Genomic DNA, 17,746 nt, shown 5'->3' on the forward strand with positions numbered 1-17,746 from the left:
AATGTCTAATCTTTATGATGCTATTATCGTTGGCGGTGGTCCTGCTGGACTATCCGCTGCGATATATCTAGCTAGAGCTAAATTTTCAGTTCTTGTAATTGAAAAAGAAAAAATCGGTGGTCAAATAACAATTACTTCTGAAGTTGTTAATTATCCTGGAATTTTACAAACTAGCGGTCAAGAGCTAACAGAAGCAATGCGACAACAGGCACAAAATTTTGGTGCAGAATTCCTACTTGCAACGGTTAAAGGGATCAATTTGAAAGAACCAGTAAAAAAAATCATCACTGATAAAGGTGAATTTTCAAGTATTGGGATTGTTTTAGCAACAGGTTCTCATCCACGTAAACTAGGTTTTCCAGGCGAAAAAGAATTTCAAGGTCATGGTGTAGCCTATTGTGCTACTTGTGATGGTGAGTTCTTTACCGGTAAAGATATTTTTGTCATTGGCGGTGGCTTTGCTGCTGCAGAAGAAGCCGTGTTTTTAACCAAATATGCTCGTAAAGTTACAATCATTGTCCGTGAGGAAGATTTCACTTGTGCTAAACAAGTTAGCGATAAAGCTAAAAATCATCCAAATATCGAAGTTCATTATAACACGGAAATAATTGAGGCTAAAGGTAATCACCAGTTAGAACAAGCAACGTTTAAAAACAACGCAACCGGTGAAACTTGGTCATATCATGCCGAAGCAAATAACACATTTGGAATCTTTGTATTTGCAGGTTATGAGCCAGCAACTGAAATATTCAAAAATCAAGTTGAATTAAATAACTATGGAAACTTAATTGTCGATCAAAATCAAAAAACTAATCTTGATGGTGTTTATGGAGCTGGTGACGTTTGTGTCAAAGAATTACGTCAGGTTGTCACTGCAGTCAGTGATGGCGCTACTGCTGCGACCTCATTAGAAAAGTATATCCCTAATATTGTTACTGCTTTAAAACTTTCCCCCAAGAAAATAAAGATTAAAGAAGCAGTACAAACAAGCAAAGAAACAAGTGAAAATGATGATAGTTTTATTACCCCCAAAATAAAACAACAGTTGGCTCCAATTTTTGCTAAATTAGAAAAACAATTAATAATTAAATGCTCCCTCGATCATAGTAAACTTGCTGGTGAAATCAAATCATTTATTGAAGAATTTACTACTCTCAGTGACAAACTTTCCTATCAGTTCGAAGAATCAAACTCTTCACCAGCAATGCGTTTCTATGATGAAAATAATAATTATTTAAATATTAGTTATCATGCTGTTCCTGGTGGTCATGAATTTAATTCCTTTGTAATTGCAATCTATAATGCAGTTGGTCCTAAACAACCGCTTGATACGCAAATCATCAATGAAATTAAACAAATTAACAAACCAACCAACATTAAGGTAGTTGTCTCCCTTTCTTGTACTATGTGCCCAGATGTAGTAATGGCAAGCCAAAGAATTGCAATTGAAAATAATAATGTTGATGCCCATGTATTTGATTTGGCACATTTCCCCGAACTTAAAGAACAATATCAAATTATGTCAGTTCCTTGTATGATCATAAATGATCAAGATGTGTATTTTGGTAAAAAAGATATCCAGCAAGTTATTGAAATTATAAAAAAGTAAGCTTACGCTTACTTTTTTTAACGATATAAATAACTACCTAACGGTGCTTTCATATGGTCTACTACATAACCGCTTCCTCCACGATTTTTTACATCTTCAACCATCGTTGTGATTAAAACCGGATTATCACTATTTGTTGTCATTACTGTAAACCAGCCAATCTCACTACCACTTGTATCATTTTGTGAAGATTTTAATTCTGCTGTCCCAGTCTTACCGGCTAATTCGATATCTTGATGATAAATCGAATGCCCAGTTCCATTACTATCACTGATCACTCCTACTAAAGCCTCTTTGATTCTCTTAACTGTATCTTTGCTAAAAACATCTTTGATCCATGCATCATTAGGTTTTTCATCAATAACTAAATAAGGCTGAGCAATCGTCCCCTCATTAACAAACGCTCCATATATTGATGCTAACTGTACAGGGTTTAATAATAATTGACCTTGCCCGTAGCCACTGTCAGCTAATTGTTGATCATCAAATTTACTATCTTTATTTTGATATTGAGAAGCATTTAAAGATAATTCAAAAGGTATTTTTGATCCAATCTTTAATTTCTCATATCCCTCAATCAACTTTTCCTTTCCTATTTCACTAGCAGCTCGAGCAAAATAAACATTATCAGAATAGATAATTGCATTATTCAAATTATTAGGCTTTGGAGCATGAAGTGTTGTTACATAATAATTACCCCAACTAGAATCTTTCTGCCACTTATCCTTAGCTCCAAAATCTTCATCTGGATCTATCTTATTACTTTCTAAACCAATTGCTGCAGTAATTGGCTTCATACTAGAGCCAGGAATATATGTCCCTCTAAAACGATTTGTTAAAGGTTTATTAGCATCATCATTTAATGCTTGCCATTCAGCACTACTAAAACCAAAAATAAAATCATTACTTGAAAACGACGGTGTTGATACTAAGGCTAAAATCTCACCTGTCTTTGGATTCATAGCTACCGAAGCACTCTTATCATTTTGATATTCTTTATACAAAGATTGTTGCAAATCAGCATCAATCGTTAATTTTATATCTTTACCATTTTCAACTTTTTTAGTAGCTAATGTTTCTACTAATTTATTATTTTTATCAATAATTATAATTTCTTTACCATCAGTTCCTTTTAAATCTGCTTCATAAGCAGCCTCAATTCCACTTCGCCCAATTAAAGAAGTTTCACTATAGCCTTCATTTTTATGTTTCTTCAAATCCTCAGCATTTACTTGCTGCAAATATCCTGTAACATGTGAAGCAGCTTCTCCATAAGGATAATAACGAACACTTACAGTATTTAGCTTAACTCCTTTGATTGTTAATAGTTGTTGAGCTTTAGCTTTTCCTTCTTCATCTTTTGCCATCTCTTTTAACGGTACGAACGAATCATCTTTGATCCATGAAGCACTCATTACTTTTTTTATTTCATCACGACTCATTCCAATTATTTTGCCAATTGCTTCATAATCAGCTTCTCCATTTAGTTTGCCTTGGACTAAACCAACAGAATAAGCCTCCCCTTTAGTTGCAAGTTCTTTACCATTTCGATCCAAAATTTTTCCCCGACTAGCACTATCAGTATTAATTTTTATCTTATAATCTTCTTTTAATCCTTCCAAGATCATCGCTTCATTATAAACAAGCTCCCCATCTTTTACTTCAACTTTATTTTCAGAACTTATTTTTCCTGCCAAAGTATCCATCGTTAAAGTATAATTAACAATCCCATCTTCAACCTCGCCAATTTTAATTTCAATATTTTTAGCTTCAATCCCCTCATAAATATTTTTATATCTAGCCTCAAATACTTTTTGACTCGTTTTAGCAAGTGAGCCCTTTGTTAACATATTATACATTTTTCCATATTCTTTATTTTCTAAATAACCATAATATTCTTTTACATAATCATCAGCACTTTTACCCCGTGAAAAAATAAAAAAAACTGCACCTATAATTAATGCAACTGCCACAACACCAATAATGATTAATTTTCTCCGATCTTTCAATAACATACATTTCCCTCTTTCCTAGCTAATTAGTATTATCTAGATAATATTTTAGCATAATTTTGATAACTAAACAGCATTGTTTATAATTTAATAATTATATCAGCATTCAATAAACAATTCGCAAATACATCATACGTCTTATGTGATAGTGTGCTATAATAAGATTTATATAGGAGGATATTTAGATGAACATATTAGTATTATCAAGATTAAAAACAGATGAAATAAATAAACTAGAAAAAAGTTTTCCGGATTTTTCATTTACATACAGTAAGGAAAAAGAAGTGACCCAAACAATGATTGACAATTGTGATATTTTAGTCGGTAATCCAGGGAAGCATGTGGAACTTAATCGTCCCAATCTTAAAGCAATACTACTGAATAGTGCTGGCAGTGACTATTATATTCAAGAAGGTGTTCTACATGCGGCAACACGTCTTGCCAATGCTAGCGGCAGTTATGGTAAAGCAATCGCTGAACATACTATCGGAATGATGCTAGCATTAAATAAAAATTTTAAAAACTATATTAATAATATGCATGAACATTCGTGGAAAAGCTACCGTGGCGGAAAAGAAATTTATCATAGTACCGTAATCATTGTTGGACTAGGAGATCTAGGTTATGAACTTGCTAAACGTTTAAAAGCTTTTGAGTGCAAAACGATCGGTATAAAAAGGAATGTTTCTCCAATACCTAGGGATATTGATGAATTATATACGATTGATAAACTTGAAGAAATCTTACCCCATGGTGACTTTATCATTTCATGTTTACCTCAATCTACAGAAACCATTAATCTTTTTAACAAAAAACGCCTATTAATGATGAAATCTGATGCATTGTTTGTTAACGTTGGTCGTGGTAGTGCTGTAAATACTCAGGATTTAAAAGAGGTTCTTAAAGCTGGACATTTGTATGGTGCAGCGCTTGACGTAATTGATCCTGAGCCTTTTAAGACAGACGATGATCTTTGGGATTTTGATAATGTTTTAATTACACCGCATGTTTCTGGAGGATTTGAGTGGGATAGTGTCCGAGAATATTTCACCGAATTGACAATTAGAAATATTAATCATCTAATCAAAAATGAACCTTTAGAAAACGAGGTTGACTTTAATACTGGTTATCGTAAAGTCGTTAAATATAATGATTAAATAATAAGGACTAATTCTCTTGAACCGCCCCTGTCAAGTAGACAGATGAAATAATTAAAATTATTATTGAAGTTGTCTCATCGACAACTTCATTTTTTCTTTATGCAGCTAATATTGTGCTGCTTGTATAGTGTTCTATTTTATATTTTATTATTCTTTTATTTTCAGGTACTGGATATTGATTTGGTGTTTGTAAAGAGAATGCCTCATTTCTAACTTCATATGGTGTCTTAACTCCAAATCTTCTCTAATTTCTTTCATACATGTAATAATGAATCCAATCATCAACAGCTTTGACAAGTTCATCTTTTGTATTGTAATATTTTCCGTAATGATACATCTCACATTTCATGATTCCCCAAAACCCTTCCGTTGGTCCAGTATCTATGCAACAGTGAACCCTTAACATACTTTGTGTCATACCATGTCCCTTAAGCATGTTTATAAACACTGAACTTGTATATTAAAAACCTCTACCACTGTGGAATAAAGGACGTGCATTAGGATTATCTTTAACCGCCTTATCAAATGTGTTAAAGACAAGTATGTTATTATTGTGATCACCAACTTCATAACCGACAACTATTCTATCATAAAGATCAAGAAAGCTTAAGTTCCAGTTGTCCATTTCAAGTTCGTATTCCTTCTGCTTGAGCTGACGTTTTAATAATGTAACTTCATCAACTTTTTCATCATCCTTACGACAGCCACGCTTATCACCTAAACCATCTTCTCCTTTTTCCTTATACTTCTTAACCCAGTTAAAAACATTAGCGTAAGTTGTTTCAAACAGCTTAGCTGTTATCTTATAATCCATATCATGTTCAAGACAGTACTTTATAATTTCAATACGTTCTTCCTTATTGACTTTCTGCTTTTCACCATATAGATATCTTCTCCTCCAGGAATATAATCTTTTAGTTCTATATGACTATTATACAATTTTACCCAATTTTTTATAGGACTAGATGACGGAATACAATATTTTATTGCCAAATCATCATATGATCCCCCACCGTTAAGATAATCTAATACGACCTATTTTTTTAAATTCTTTGTATAAGATGCATTTGTATTAGAAATATCAAATGCACTTTCACCAAATGCATTATATTTTTTACCCAGTTGCCACTATATTGCCTGATGTATTTATTTCTTTGGCTAAGGAGATGGTTGATCCTTCACCCTCTAAATATCTTTTGACAATACTTAATTTTAGTTCTTTTAAATATTTATTTTTTCTTCCCAATATAAAAACCTCCTGTATCAATGTTTAATTATTTACACTGTCTACTGGGAGGTTATCATATCATCTAATTAAATTAGTCTTTATTTTACTAGTTATATATCTAATTTAATTTGGCGAACTTTATTCGAAGCAACAATTCTTTTATTAACTTTATCATCATATGATAAAGTTCCTAACAACATCGGACTTTCATCATCATGAATTGCCATATTTTTTGCAACTAAATTATGATTACATGCATAACAATAAGAACATCCATGATTACAACAGCTATATGCACCAATATCAATACTCGCTAAACAACTACAATTGGCACGATTAGTATTTGTCTTGATATCCAAGGGATATCCTATCAACGTTTCAATATATCCTCGATCTAAACAACTACCTTTAGCAATTCCATATTCCTCTAAATGATATTTCTCACTACAAGTTTGAATATGAAGTTGATATTTTTGAGCAATTTTTCCAAACCGCTGGGCCAATTCTATTACATCATGATCAGTTAACTCATCAAACTTACCAATAATATTTTTGTAAATATCAAGAAAACTAATAATTACGGTTTCTGTATACGGAAAGAGCAATTGGCACATTTTTTCAAACATTTTATAATGAAATACTTTTGTATAACGTTGATTTAACAGAACTGGATCATAGCGCCAGATCACCCGCTTTTTTCCAAGCATCTTACTTAATTCAATAAACGTCTTCATTATTTCTAGTTTTGGTCTTAATCCCGGTTCAATATCTAAATCATAGGCAGTAATAGTAACCATAAAATAGTAATTGTATCCCATGCTGTCTATTTGGGTCAAATAGGGGACTATTGCTTTGGGATCTTTAGTACAAAAGCAGATGCAATCAACAACTTCTGGAGTAACATCTACGTGTGAGACCTGATGCTCATTATAAGGATTTCGAACTAATATGTATCCCGCTTTTAATCGATTAACAAACCATTTAGGATAAAGTGCACATATATCAGTTCGTCCAGAGACTTGAAGTAACATTATTATTCTCCCTTTATCAATAACAGCCTTATTATTTGGTTATTTGCTGTTTTTTTAACTAAATTTTTCTGTTGTTTCTTTTTGACTTTAATTACAAATCGTTGAAACATTTCTTTAAAATATTTATAAAAACCATTTATGACAATTGCATAAAATTTTACTTTTTCTTCAATAATATAAATGATCAAAGCTGAATTGTTATAATAATATTTTTTAAACACTTTCTCACCTACCTCTTAGCTATTTTATCATAATTTATTACAAATATTAACAATCATGATATATCATTAAACAATTATTCATGGTATACTTTTGATTATCGAGGTGGGTTATGAACGAGCAAAAATTAATTAATTTAATCGGTGAAATTGGGCGGCTTTTATTAAAACATGGGGCTGAAATTTACCGGGTTGAAGAATCATTATTGAGAATGTGTAAAAGTTATGGTTATTTAAATGTTGAAGTATTTGCTTTACCTTCATACTTTACTCTAACGATTGAAATGCATGATAATCATACATATACTTTATCAAAACGGACTCAACAAAATCGTGTTAATTTAGATATGGTCTATGAATTAAATAATCTAGTCCGCTATACTTGTCAAGAATGTCCCGACTATATTCATTTAAAAAGTAAACTTGAAAAAATAAAAAACACACCAATCAACATGCCCTTAGTATTTCTAGGTTATGGATTAGGAACTGGGTTTTTTACAACTTTTTTTGGTGGTGGAATCCACGAAACAATTATTGCTGTAGGAATTGGATTTATCTTATATTTCTTTATTTGGTTAATGGAAATATTAGAAATAAATAATCTTGTCAGTACATTGTTATCAAGCATGGTTTTAACTGCCATAGCAATAATTTCTTTAAAATTAGGTTTAATAACCAATTTACAGTCTACTATCATTGGCTGTTTAATGATTTTAACTCCTGGGGTTGCTATTACCAATAGTTTAAGAGATATTATGGGTAGTGATCATATTTCAGGAATGGCACGAATGTTAGAGGCTTTATTAACAGCCACTTTTATTGCAATTGGGGTTGGAACAATGATGATGGTCTTAGGAGGGTAATATGCAAAGTATAATTGAATGTTTTAGTGCTTTCATTGCATGTCTCGGGTTTGCTTTTATTTTTCGTATTCATCAGCATCCACGCTTTGCTATAATCGGGTCAATCGGCGGGGCATTAGGCTGGTTAGTCTATTTGCTTGCTTCAAATTTTAAAAGTGAAATCAGCTGTTATTTTTTAGCAATGGCATTTGTTGCTTTATTTTCTGAGATATCCGCCCGAATCTATAAAGCTCCTGCCACAATTTTTTTAATTATCGGCTGTTTCCCCCTGGTTCCTGGACGTGGAATCTATCAAACAATGCTATACTGTACGCAAGGTAACAGTGAATTATTTTTAGATAGCTTTTTAAATACACTAGCGATTTCTGCTAGTCTTGCTTTAGCAATCTTGATTATTTCAACTATTTTCAAAGTAATCAAAAAATTATCATGTCGTAAAATAAAGGTGAACTCATGAAAGTACTAGGTCTAATTGTCGAATACAATCCTTTTCATCAAGGACATTTATATCATATCAATAAAGCAAAACAACTAATTAAACCAGATGTTACGATCGTAATAATGTCTGGACATTTTGTTCAACGCGGTGAGCCAGCAATTAGTAACAAGTGGACAAGAGCAGGAGTTGCAATTAAAAATGGCATTGACTTAGTAATTGAGCTGCCATTTGTTTATAGTGTTCAAAGTGCTGATTATTTTGCCCAAGGAGCAATTGAATTATTAGCAAAGCTAAAAGTCACTGATATTGTTTTTGGAAGCGAATGTGGAAATATCAATATTTTCAAAGATATTGCCTTCACGATTAAAAATAATCAAAAGAATTATGATAACTTAGTAAAAAAACAGATGAATCAGGGTTTGCGTTATCCAGATGCCTGTAATCAGGCACTATCTATTTTAATGAATAAAACTGTTACTACCCCTAATGACTTATTAGGGCTTGCCTATGTTAAAGAAGTAATTAATCATAATTATCCTATTGAATTACACTGTATTAAAAGAACAAATGATTTCCATAGTTTGGACATCGAATCAATTAGTTCAGCAAGTGCTATCCGTCATGCTTTAAAAAATAAAATTGATATATCAAATCAGTTTTGTAACTATGAAGACTATCAAGAATTTTACTTTTTTGATGACTTTTATCCCTTCCTTCGTTATAAAATTTTAACTACTGATGCGCCAACATTAAAACATTTGCATTTAGTCGACGAAGGAATTGAAAATTTACTTAAAGAAAAAGTAGTTATCACTAATCATATGGATGAATTAATAACAAGCCTTACTTCGAAACGTTATACACGCTCACGAATTCAGCGCATGTTAATTCATATCTTGATGAATAATAGTAAAGAAGATATTGCTGAAGCAATGCAAATCGACTATATTCGAGTATTAAAGATGAATAATGTTGGGCAGGCTTATTTAAACAAAATAAAAAAAAGCTGTGAATATAAATTAGTCACTAATTTTTCCAGTTATCATCATCCCGCACTTGAATTAGAATTTAGAGCAACAAAATTATTATCCTGTTTATCAAAAAATCCAAATCAGCTTATATCATTAGAATATAAAAGTATCCCAAAATAGAAGCCTAAAATGAAATGAACCTCTATTATTTAGAATGTGATGTGTGTCCAAGCAACGAGGTTCACTTCAAAAAACTTCTATTTTATCATTAATTTCCTTTAAAATTTCTTGATCAAAATCTAATGTCTTAACTATCGCGATTGCATTTCCAACAGTACAAACTCCCTTCTTAATAAGGTAATCAAAAACGATTTTATTATCTTTTTTAATATCATTAAAACAATATTTATCTACTTGATCAAAGACTTCTGTTAATTCAATATCATGAGTAGTAATAATCGTCATAGAATTGCATTTAAATAAATATTTCATTAATGCCAGCGCAATAATAATTCGCTCTTTTTCATTTGTCCCCTTTAAAATCTCATCAATTAAGATTAATGATTTTTGCTTATTAGCAAATTCAGTAATTTGCTTTAAACGTTTGATTTCTTTAACATAAAAACTATCTCCATTCATAATATCATCCTTCATATGAATTGATGAGATCAAAGCAAACGGATAATATTTAAATTCCTTTGCAAAACTAATATTTAAGGTTTTTGCTAACAACAAATTGGCACCTAACATTTTCAAAAACGTAGATTTCCCAGAGGCATTGCTACCAGTAACAATCGTATCATTTGATATTACAACAGTATTTTTAATCGGTTTTTCTATCAATAAATGATACCCCTCTACTATCTCAACTCTTTCATCTTTTAATATGATTGGTATACAAGTATCATAAAGACTACGAATAACCTTAATCATAATACATACATCCAACAAACCGATATTCTCATAAAGAACCATGATATCATTTTGTACTTGATCTACTTTCCTACTAAGTTTAACTGCTTGAAATATATCAATAAAGAATAATGATTTCATTAACTCCAAAATATTGAAAATATCAAACTGTTTTATTTTATTAAAATAATATGTTGTTTTTGTCATTTTCTTCAAATGGATAAATGAGTTCATTACTAAAGTCTGATTTGAATCAGGATAAATATTTATTTTTAATAATTTATTGGTAATTTGAAGCATATCATTAATTAATGATATCTGAAGACTAATTTTTCCTGTTTTTTGAGATAATTGGGTATTCATTAAAATGCTCAATAATAACATTATAACAACAGAATAAACATTCTCTATATCAATTATTGCTGCTATTATACTAACCACATCAAGTATCAAAAACAGCCCTGCTAATAAACACGATTTAGCTGAAATATTTAGCAAGCTTCTTTTAATAGATAAGATCGGTACATATGCTTTATTAAGTTTATTCAGCTGATAAATACTCTCTGCTAATTTTTTTTGACAATTCAATTTATCAATAATACTTTCTTGAGTATCTAAATTATTATTTTCTCTAAAAAATAAATTATACAAGTACTCATTTCCTATCTCACTATAAGTAAAATTAATTTTCTTTAAAATTTGCGGCATTTCAAAATCTATAAAAGTTTCTTCGTCAATACTTCGTTCTTTATTATAATGATAATACTCTTTAGTAAAATCCCGATACTGCACACCAACTCCTAAATTATATTGATGGATCAAATATTTCTTCGTAACTAATATTTTTAAGAAACCTAATACTCCTGCAATCAACACGATACTTATAATAATTAACCAAATCATTTATCTTTCCTCTTATATTCTTGCAACTTTTGATACAATTGATAAAAAAATTTACGCGATTGCGGATAATGCAATAAAGCCGTACTACAAATTAAAATAAGTAGATAAATAATAATTATTATTTCCCCAGATATCCTACCTCTTCCACATATGCTTATAGTTGTAAAAAATGTAAAGACAACAATTAGTATTTTTTCAAAATCAACATATATATTTTTATCTTTGATTTCTTCTTTTGATTCACGAATTAATAATTCTCGATATTCTTCTATATTCTCAATAATTTCATTTTGAATAAAATCATTTTTAACTAGATCAAGATATTGAATCTTTTTTTGTAAATCATAATCTCTAATTTTTAATTCACTAAGCTTATTATCAAAAAAACAATATTCATTATTAATAATGATATCCTTTATCTCACTCAAAGAGAAATCAAGAGAACGTAAAATTTTAATTTGTTTTAGAGTTTTAATTTCTTCCTCTCCATAAAGACGATATCCATTGCTATTTTTATTGGGTCTAAGTAAACCTTTCTCTTCATATAAATTAATTGCTTTTTTAGTAATTTTTAAATAATCTGAAACTTCACCAATATTCATATTATTCCCCCTACTATCACTAGTATAAACCTATACCTAGGGGAATAGTCAATTGGAATAACAATAATAATTTAATAAATTCTAACTAGAATTGCAATGAAGCCAGTATCCCTGTATCATTAAAGTAAAGAAAGCAGGTGTTAACTATGGAATATCCACGACCTCAATTAAAAAGAAATAGTTTTTTCAGTTTAAATGGAGTTTGGCAATTAAATGATCTCAGTATTAATATTCCCTATCCTCCTCAAGCACCACTATCTAATTATCATGGAATAATAAATGATACATTAGTATACCAAAAGGATTTCATTTTACCTATAGACTTCTATCATGCAAATAACCAGGTTCTCCTCCATTTTGGTGCTGTAGATCAACTTACTAAAGTATATGTAAATAATCGATATATTGGTTCTCACTCAGGAGGATATTTACCTTTTTATTTTGATATATCTTCATCACTTAATGATGGCGTAAATAAATTAGTGGTGAAAGTTACAGACTCCTTATCGCATGATTACCCCTACGGTAAACAAAGTCGTGAAAGCCATGGAATGTGGTATACTCAAGTATCCGGAATTTGGCAGACAGTCTGGGTAGAAGCCGTTTCAAAAAATTGTATTAAAGATCTGTTAATTACCCCCTCATTAACCGGCATTAATTTAAAAGTAAATACTGAGGCCAGTCGATATACTGTTACTATTGAAAATAATGATTTTAAAAAGACTTACACTGCAAAAGATACTGATATCACCATTGATAACCCTCATTATTGGACTCCCGATGATCCTTATTTATATACTTTTTCTATAACCACTGATGATGATTATATTGAAAGTTACTTTGCCTTAAGAACAGTTGAAATAAAAAAACATCAAATACTATTAAATGATACTCCCATTTTTTTGCATGGTATCTTAGATCAAGGATATTATCATGATGGTTTATTTTTACCGGAACATCCTGATTTTTACAAAACTGAGATTATGAATATAAAAAAACTGGGATTCAATCTTATTCGTAAACATATTAAGATCGAGCCAGAGCTATTTTATTATAATTGTGATAAATTAGGCATTCTTGTGATGCAGGATATGGTTAATAATGGTGAATACCGTTTTATCCATGATACCGTCCTTCCAACTTTAGGGTTTATAAATTTTAAAGACACACGTTACAAAAATACCCTACAACAAAATATTTTTAAGCAACATATGATCGACACAATCAGCCATCTATATAATCACCCTAGTATCATTAGTTATACAATTTTTAATGAAGGCTGGGGTCAATTTAATAGTGATGAAATGTATCAAATTTGTAAAGAGTTGGATCCAACAAGATTTTATGATACAACCTCAGGGTGGTTTAGTCAAAAAAATAGCGATGTTGTCAGTCGTCATATTTATTTTCGAAATAAAATCTTGTCAACAAACCTTGAACGTCCTCTATTATTAAGTGAATGTGGCGGCTATACTCGGCCAGTCAATAATCATCTTAACAGCAATAAAAAACAATATGGCTATGGTAAAACAAATAGCGAAAAAGAACTAACCGATAAAATCGAAAAAATGTACCAAGAAATGGTTATACCCTCAATTAATAATGGACTTTGCGGTTGTATTTATACTCAAATATCTGATATTGAAAACGAAATCAATGGCCTATATACTTATGATCGGAAAATCTGTAAAGTCAATCAGCAAAGAATGAGCGAACTAGCAAGAAAACTATACTCCTACTATGAAAAGAAATCAGGTTTATCCTGATTTCTTTATTATTTACGGAATGATGCAAAAAAACCTTTTTTTACATATGGAGCTTTTGTAATCGATGTAACTTTATAGCCAGTAGCATCGATAACCGCTTTTAATTTATCCTCATCAAGTTCATCAGCAGTAATGATCTCTGTTCTATCTTTACTATGAGAGGAACTGACTTTCTTCACTGAAAATGCCTTTCTAATAGCATCGTTAATATGGCTTTCACACATTCCACACATCATTCCATCAATTTCTAATGTAATTTTTTGCACTATAACCACCTCTTTAGCTCTATTCTAATCATGGTTCCAATCCTTGTCAAATAATATGAATTACATATTTAAAAAAAAGAAATAAACAAATACGTCTATTTCTTCGCTAATTTATTTTTATTATGCTCTAAGCACTGCTCCAAAATCTTTTTCCACAGCTGCTAAAATTTTCTCCATTGCAGCATTAACTGTTGCTTCTTCTAGAGTTCCTTTTGGATCTTGGAAAAGCAAGTTAATTGCAACTGATTTCTTCCCAGCTTCAATATGCTCACCTGCATAAACATCAAAAATTTTTGTTTCTTTAACTAGCTGTTTGCTCGCTTGAACAATCTTACGACAAATATCAAAAGTAGGAATATCCTGATCCATCACCATAGCAATATCTCTACTTACAGAAGGGTACATTGGGATTTCAGTAAATTTCACTTTGCTTGTTTTTAAATTTAATAATGTTGTTAGATTCAACTCAACAATGTAAACATCTTTAACATTATATTTCTTTTCCATCAATGGATGAATATTTCCTACGACCCCAACAACTTCTTTACCAATCATAATATACGCTGTTCTACCTGGATGATAATACTTATCATCTTGACTAGCCCGAACTAATTTATAACGAGATTCTTCAATTCCCAAATTTTTAAAGATTGTTTCAACAAACCCTTTTACTAAATAATAATCAGCTTTATATGAAATTTGTTTAAACGGTAAACCATTGTATTCACCACAGCAGGCAATTGCAAGATTTTGTAATTCTACACCTTTAGAATAAGTAGTTGATAATTCAAAAATATTAACATCCTTAATATTATGTGATTGATTATAATTGATTACTTGTAATAACGATCCAATTATAGATTTTCTTGTTACACTTCTTTCTTCACCTAATGGCATTGCTAATTTAACAGACTCATTTGTGTGAAAAATATTAAAGTCATCAACCATTACTGGTGAAGTTAATGAATACGTCAACGTTTCATGTAACCCTTGATCTTTTAATAAGTTTCTAATTAAATGTTTCTTTGCTTGAACATCTGTCCTCTTTCCAACAGTCATCGACATCTCTGGTAATGTTGAAGGAATCTTATCGTACCCATACATCCGTGCTACTTCTTCAATTAAATCTGCAGCTAAAGTAATATCATTACGATAAGTTGGTACTTTCACATTAAATTCTTCACCATCAATAGTATACTCAAATTTTAGTGCACTGAAAATATCTTTGATTTCATCAGTTGTAATTTTAGTTCCAAGTACCCCATTTACTTTTGATGTTGTTACTCGAACAAAACAGTCTTTGATTTTTAGATCAGTTGTTACACTTTGATATACTTCTTTTGCTTCTGCTAATTCAACTAATAAATTAGCACATCTTTCTAAAATCATTAAAGAATTTGCAGTATTTAAAGCACCTTTAATATAATGTTGTGAGGCATCAGTCAATAAGTTTAAACGTCGAGCAGTTTCTCTTAATGTTGCCCCATCAAACGTTGCTGCTTCAATAACAATATTGGTTGTATTCTCATCAATTTTAGTACTATTAGCACCCATAACTCCAGCAATACAACCAATTCCAGCATCAGTGGATACAATAAGGTCAGCTGGTTCAATTTTATATTCCTCACCATCTAACATTACTTCTTTACAATCAAATCCTGTTTTAATAATAAATTCCTTTTTATTTAATTTATCATAATCATACATATGAATTGGTTGTCCTGTTTCTAACATTACAAAATTAGAAATATCAACAATATTATTAATTGGTTTGATTCCACTAGCAATAAGTGCATTTCTTAGCCATTCAGGAGATTCTTTAGTTGTTACTCCCTTAACTAATTTAGCACCAAAAAATGGACATAAATCAGTTTCAACTTTAACGCTGATTCCACTTCCCTCTGCTCCGATAAATGAAACTTCTGGTAAATTAACTTCACGACCTAAAATTGCTGCTACTTCATAAGCTAAAGAAGTCATTGCCATACAATCAGCACGATTTGGAGTCAAACCAATTTCCAAAATCGTATCTTTTAATCCCATATATTCTAATGGCTCGGCTCCAACTGGAGCATCAGTGTCTAAAACATGAATTCCATCTTTATCTTCTGGTTTTAAAAGTCTTTGATCTAAACCGAGTTCAGCAATTGAACAAATCATTCCATTCGACTCAACTCCCCTGATCTTACTCTCTTTAATAACAAAACCATCACCTAAATCACATCCTGGATTGGCTACAATTACTTTTTGTCCAGTTGCCACATTTGGTGCCCCACAAACAATCTGTCTAATTTCACCAGGTCTAACTTCAACTTGGCATACATTTAAATGATCACTGTCTGGATGTGGCATACACTCTTTAACATAACCAATTGTCATGTTATTTCCTCTAGTCAAATCGTGCATTCCTTCAACTTCCAATCCAATTGAAGTAATTTTATCTGCTAATTCTTTAGGATCTTGATCATCAACCTTTACATATCTATTTAATACCTTTAAACTAATATCCATCTTTTTACTCCTTTCTACCAAACTGACTTAAAAATCTAATATCATCATTATAGAAATTGCGGATATTATCAATGCCGTATTTAAGCATTGCAACCCGTTCAATTCCAATTCCAAATGCAAATCCCTGGTATACTTCAGAGTCAAATCCGCACATTTCTAAAACACGTGGGTTAACCATTCCAGCTCCTAAGATTTCTATCCATCCTGTATGTTTACACATTGGACAACCTTTACCACCACAGTTATGACATGAAATATCAACTTCTACTGAAGGCTCAGTAAATGGAAAATACGATGGACGTAAGCGAACCTCACGCTTTTCACCAAAGAACTTGCGTGCAAATACTTCTAAAGTTCCTTTCAAATCAGCCATGGTAATATTTTTATCAACTACTAATCCTTCACACTGCATGAATTGATGTGAATGCGTTGCATCATCATCATCACGGCGATATGTTTTACCTGGACAAATTACTTTGATTGGTCCTTCACCATTTGCAGCTAACATTGTATGTGCTTGAACTGGTGACGTATGAGTCCGCATTAAAGTATTTTCATCAATATAGAATGTATCTTGCATATCACGAGCTGGATGACCTTTTGGTAAATTCATTAATTCAAAGTTGAAATAATCGCTTTCTACCTCAGGACCTTCAGCAATTTGATATCCCATTCCCAAAAACAAATCTTCTAATTCTGCTACAATTGTTGATAAAGGATGCAAAGACCCTTGGTCTAATTTAAAGCTTGGTAAAGTAATATCTATTCTTTCTTCGTTGATTTTATCTAAAATAGCTTGATTTTCCAAAGCTTCTTTTTTATCTTCAACTGCTTTTGATAATTCTTGCTTAACTAGGTTTGAAGTTTGACCAAAAGTTTTTCTTTCTTCAGGTGCCATATCTTTCATCGATTTCATTGCTTCTTGAATCGGACCTTTTTTACCTAGATATAAAACGCGAATTTCATTTAATTCTTTTAAAGAAGAACAGTCTGCTAATTTAGCTAATGCTTCTTCTTTGATTTTTAATAATTCATTTTCCATGTTTTCCCTCCTATAATATAAAAAATCGTTCCATATAGGAACGATTTATCTCGCGGTACCATCCTAATTCATGATCTATAATCATGCACTTAATTAACTGTAACGTAGCTTAAACGGCGATGATTAGTCGCACTCCAAGGTGAATTCAATAATGCTGCTGTTAGAAGATTTCCAGCAAATATCTTCCTCTCTATAACAACTTTCTTACCTACT

Annotated in this window: 17 protein-coding genes and 1 other annotated feature (1 of these 18 cut by a window edge); of the genes, 6 read left to right on the forward strand and 11 right to left on the reverse strand. The window is 31.2% G+C overall.

What is annotated here, in order from left to right:
- Nucleotide 1 precedes the first annotated feature (1 nt).
- Nucleotides 2–1,609 carry an FAD-dependent oxidoreductase gene (locus KTF99_RS06845; RefSeq protein WP_008792758.1) on the forward strand — a complete coding sequence of 536 codons (1,608 nt, stop codon included), beginning with the start codon at nt 2–4 and terminating at the stop codon, nt 1,607–1,609.
- A gap of 17 nt (nt 1,610–1,626) precedes the next feature.
- On the opposite strand, the gene KTF99_RS06850 is transcribed toward KTF99_RS06845, so the two are convergent.
- Entirely contained in the window at nt 1,627–3,624 is a 1,998-nt protein-coding gene (locus tag KTF99_RS06850; protein WP_003534476.1) for a penicillin-binding transpeptidase domain-containing protein, read from the reverse strand.
- 182 nt (nt 3,625–3,806) lie between these two features.
- Here KTF99_RS06850 and KTF99_RS06855 point away from each other — a divergent pair, with 182 nt between their 5' ends.
- Nucleotides 3,807–4,778: a D-2-hydroxyacid dehydrogenase gene (locus tag KTF99_RS06855; protein WP_003534477.1), complete on the forward strand. Its 972-nt coding sequence runs from the start codon at nt 3,807–3,809 to the stop codon at nt 4,776–4,778.
- A 247-nt stretch (nt 4,779–5,025) separates the two neighbouring features.
- Here the strand turns inward: KTF99_RS06855 and KTF99_RS06860 are convergent, their stop codons facing one another.
- The 5 genes from KTF99_RS06860 to KTF99_RS06880 all read right to left on the reverse strand — a co-directional run bounded on the left by KTF99_RS06860 (nt 5,026) and on the right by KTF99_RS06880 (nt 7,261).
- Nucleotides 5,026–5,199 (reverse strand): IS3 family transposase, encoded by a 174-nt coding sequence (locus KTF99_RS06860; protein WP_008792760.1) that lies wholly within the window; start codon nt 5,197–5,199, stop codon nt 5,026–5,028.
- A 42-nt stretch (nt 5,200–5,241) separates the two neighbouring features.
- Nucleotides 5,242–5,628, reverse strand: a complete 387-nt coding sequence (locus KTF99_RS06865) for a helix-turn-helix domain-containing protein (protein WP_336244692.1) — start codon at nt 5,626–5,628, stop codon at nt 5,242–5,244.
- Between the two features lie 267 nt (nt 5,629–5,895).
- Nucleotides 5,896–6,027, reverse strand: coding sequence for a transposase (locus KTF99_RS06870; protein ID WP_217215502.1), 132 nt, complete (start codon nt 6,025–6,027; stop codon nt 5,896–5,898).
- A 92-nt stretch (nt 6,028–6,119) separates the two neighbouring features.
- The gene (locus KTF99_RS06875) at nt 6,120–7,040 is read right to left on the reverse strand and encodes a DUF1848 domain-containing protein (protein WP_003534481.1); all 921 of its coding nucleotides are present in this window, start codon (nt 7,038–7,040) and stop codon (nt 6,120–6,122) included.
- Between the two features lie 2 nt (nt 7,041–7,042).
- Complete coding sequence (locus KTF99_RS06880; RefSeq protein WP_003534482.1) at nt 7,043–7,261, reverse strand: hypothetical protein; 219 nt, start codon at nt 7,259–7,261, stop codon at nt 7,043–7,045.
- A 110-nt stretch (nt 7,262–7,371) separates the two neighbouring features.
- Between KTF99_RS06880 and KTF99_RS06885 the strand changes: the two genes are divergently transcribed.
- Genes KTF99_RS06885 through KTF99_RS06895 form a run of 3 tightly spaced genes read left to right on the forward strand, consistent with a single transcriptional unit; the run spans nt 7,372 to nt 9,711 of the window.
- Nucleotides 7,372–8,121, forward strand: coding sequence for a threonine/serine ThrE exporter family protein (locus KTF99_RS06885; protein WP_008792763.1), 750 nt, complete (start codon nt 7,372–7,374; stop codon nt 8,119–8,121).
- Between the two features lies 1 nt (nt 8,122).
- On the forward strand, nt 8,123–8,578 hold the full coding sequence (locus KTF99_RS06890; RefSeq protein ID WP_003534484.1) for a threonine/serine exporter family protein: 456 nt from the start codon (nt 8,123–8,125) through the stop codon (nt 8,576–8,578).
- Nucleotides 8,575–9,711, forward strand: a complete 1,137-nt coding sequence (locus tag KTF99_RS06895; protein WP_003534485.1) for a nucleotidyltransferase — start codon at nt 8,575–8,577, stop codon at nt 9,709–9,711. The genes KTF99_RS06890 and KTF99_RS06895 overlap by 4 nt, the downstream gene beginning before the upstream one ends.
- Nucleotides 9,712–9,777: 66 nt before the next feature.
- On the opposite strand, the gene KTF99_RS06900 is transcribed toward KTF99_RS06895, so the two are convergent.
- A complete protein-coding gene (locus tag KTF99_RS06900) occupies nt 9,778–11,346 on the reverse strand; it encodes a MutS-related protein (RefSeq protein WP_029482445.1) in 1,569 nt (522 codons plus the stop codon).
- The gene (locus tag KTF99_RS06905) at nt 11,343–11,948 is read right to left on the reverse strand and encodes a MerR family transcriptional regulator (RefSeq protein ID WP_003534487.1); all 606 of its coding nucleotides are present in this window, start codon (nt 11,946–11,948) and stop codon (nt 11,343–11,345) included. Before KTF99_RS06905 ends, KTF99_RS06900 begins: the two co-directional genes overlap by 4 nt.
- 146 nt (nt 11,949–12,094) lie before the next feature.
- Between KTF99_RS06905 and KTF99_RS06910 the strand changes: the two genes are divergently transcribed.
- Nucleotides 12,095–13,714 carry a glycoside hydrolase family 2 protein gene (locus KTF99_RS06910; RefSeq protein WP_029482443.1) on the forward strand — a complete coding sequence of 540 codons (1,620 nt, stop codon included), beginning with the start codon at nt 12,095–12,097 and terminating at the stop codon, nt 13,712–13,714.
- An 8-nt stretch (nt 13,715–13,722) separates the two neighbouring features.
- On the opposite strand, the gene KTF99_RS06915 is transcribed toward KTF99_RS06910, so the two are convergent.
- The 3 genes from KTF99_RS06915 to pheS all read right to left on the reverse strand — a co-directional run bounded on the left by KTF99_RS06915 (nt 13,723) and on the right by pheS (nt 17,533).
- A complete protein-coding gene (locus KTF99_RS06915; RefSeq protein WP_008792765.1) occupies nt 13,723–13,980 on the reverse strand; it encodes a heavy-metal-associated domain-containing protein in 258 nt (85 codons plus the stop codon).
- A gap of 120 nt (nt 13,981–14,100) precedes the next feature.
- Complete coding sequence (gene pheT / locus KTF99_RS06920; RefSeq protein WP_029482439.1) at nt 14,101–16,491, reverse strand: phenylalanine--tRNA ligase subunit beta; 2,391 nt, start codon at nt 16,489–16,491, stop codon at nt 14,101–14,103.
- 4 nt (nt 16,492–16,495) lie between these two features.
- Complete coding sequence (gene pheS / locus KTF99_RS06925; RefSeq protein ID WP_003534492.1) at nt 16,496–17,533, reverse strand: phenylalanine--tRNA ligase subunit alpha; 1,038 nt, start codon at nt 17,531–17,533, stop codon at nt 16,496–16,498.
- Nucleotides 17,534–17,566: 33 nt separating this feature from the next.
- Nucleotides 17,567–17,746, reverse strand: a binding site (T-box leader); it runs 21 nt beyond the window's last position.

The organism is Erysipelatoclostridium sp. MSK.7.34 (genome assembly GCF_019041935.1).
Classification (GTDB): domain Bacteria; phylum Bacillota_I; class Bacilli_A; order Erysipelotrichales; family Coprobacillaceae; genus Thomasclavelia; species Thomasclavelia ramosa.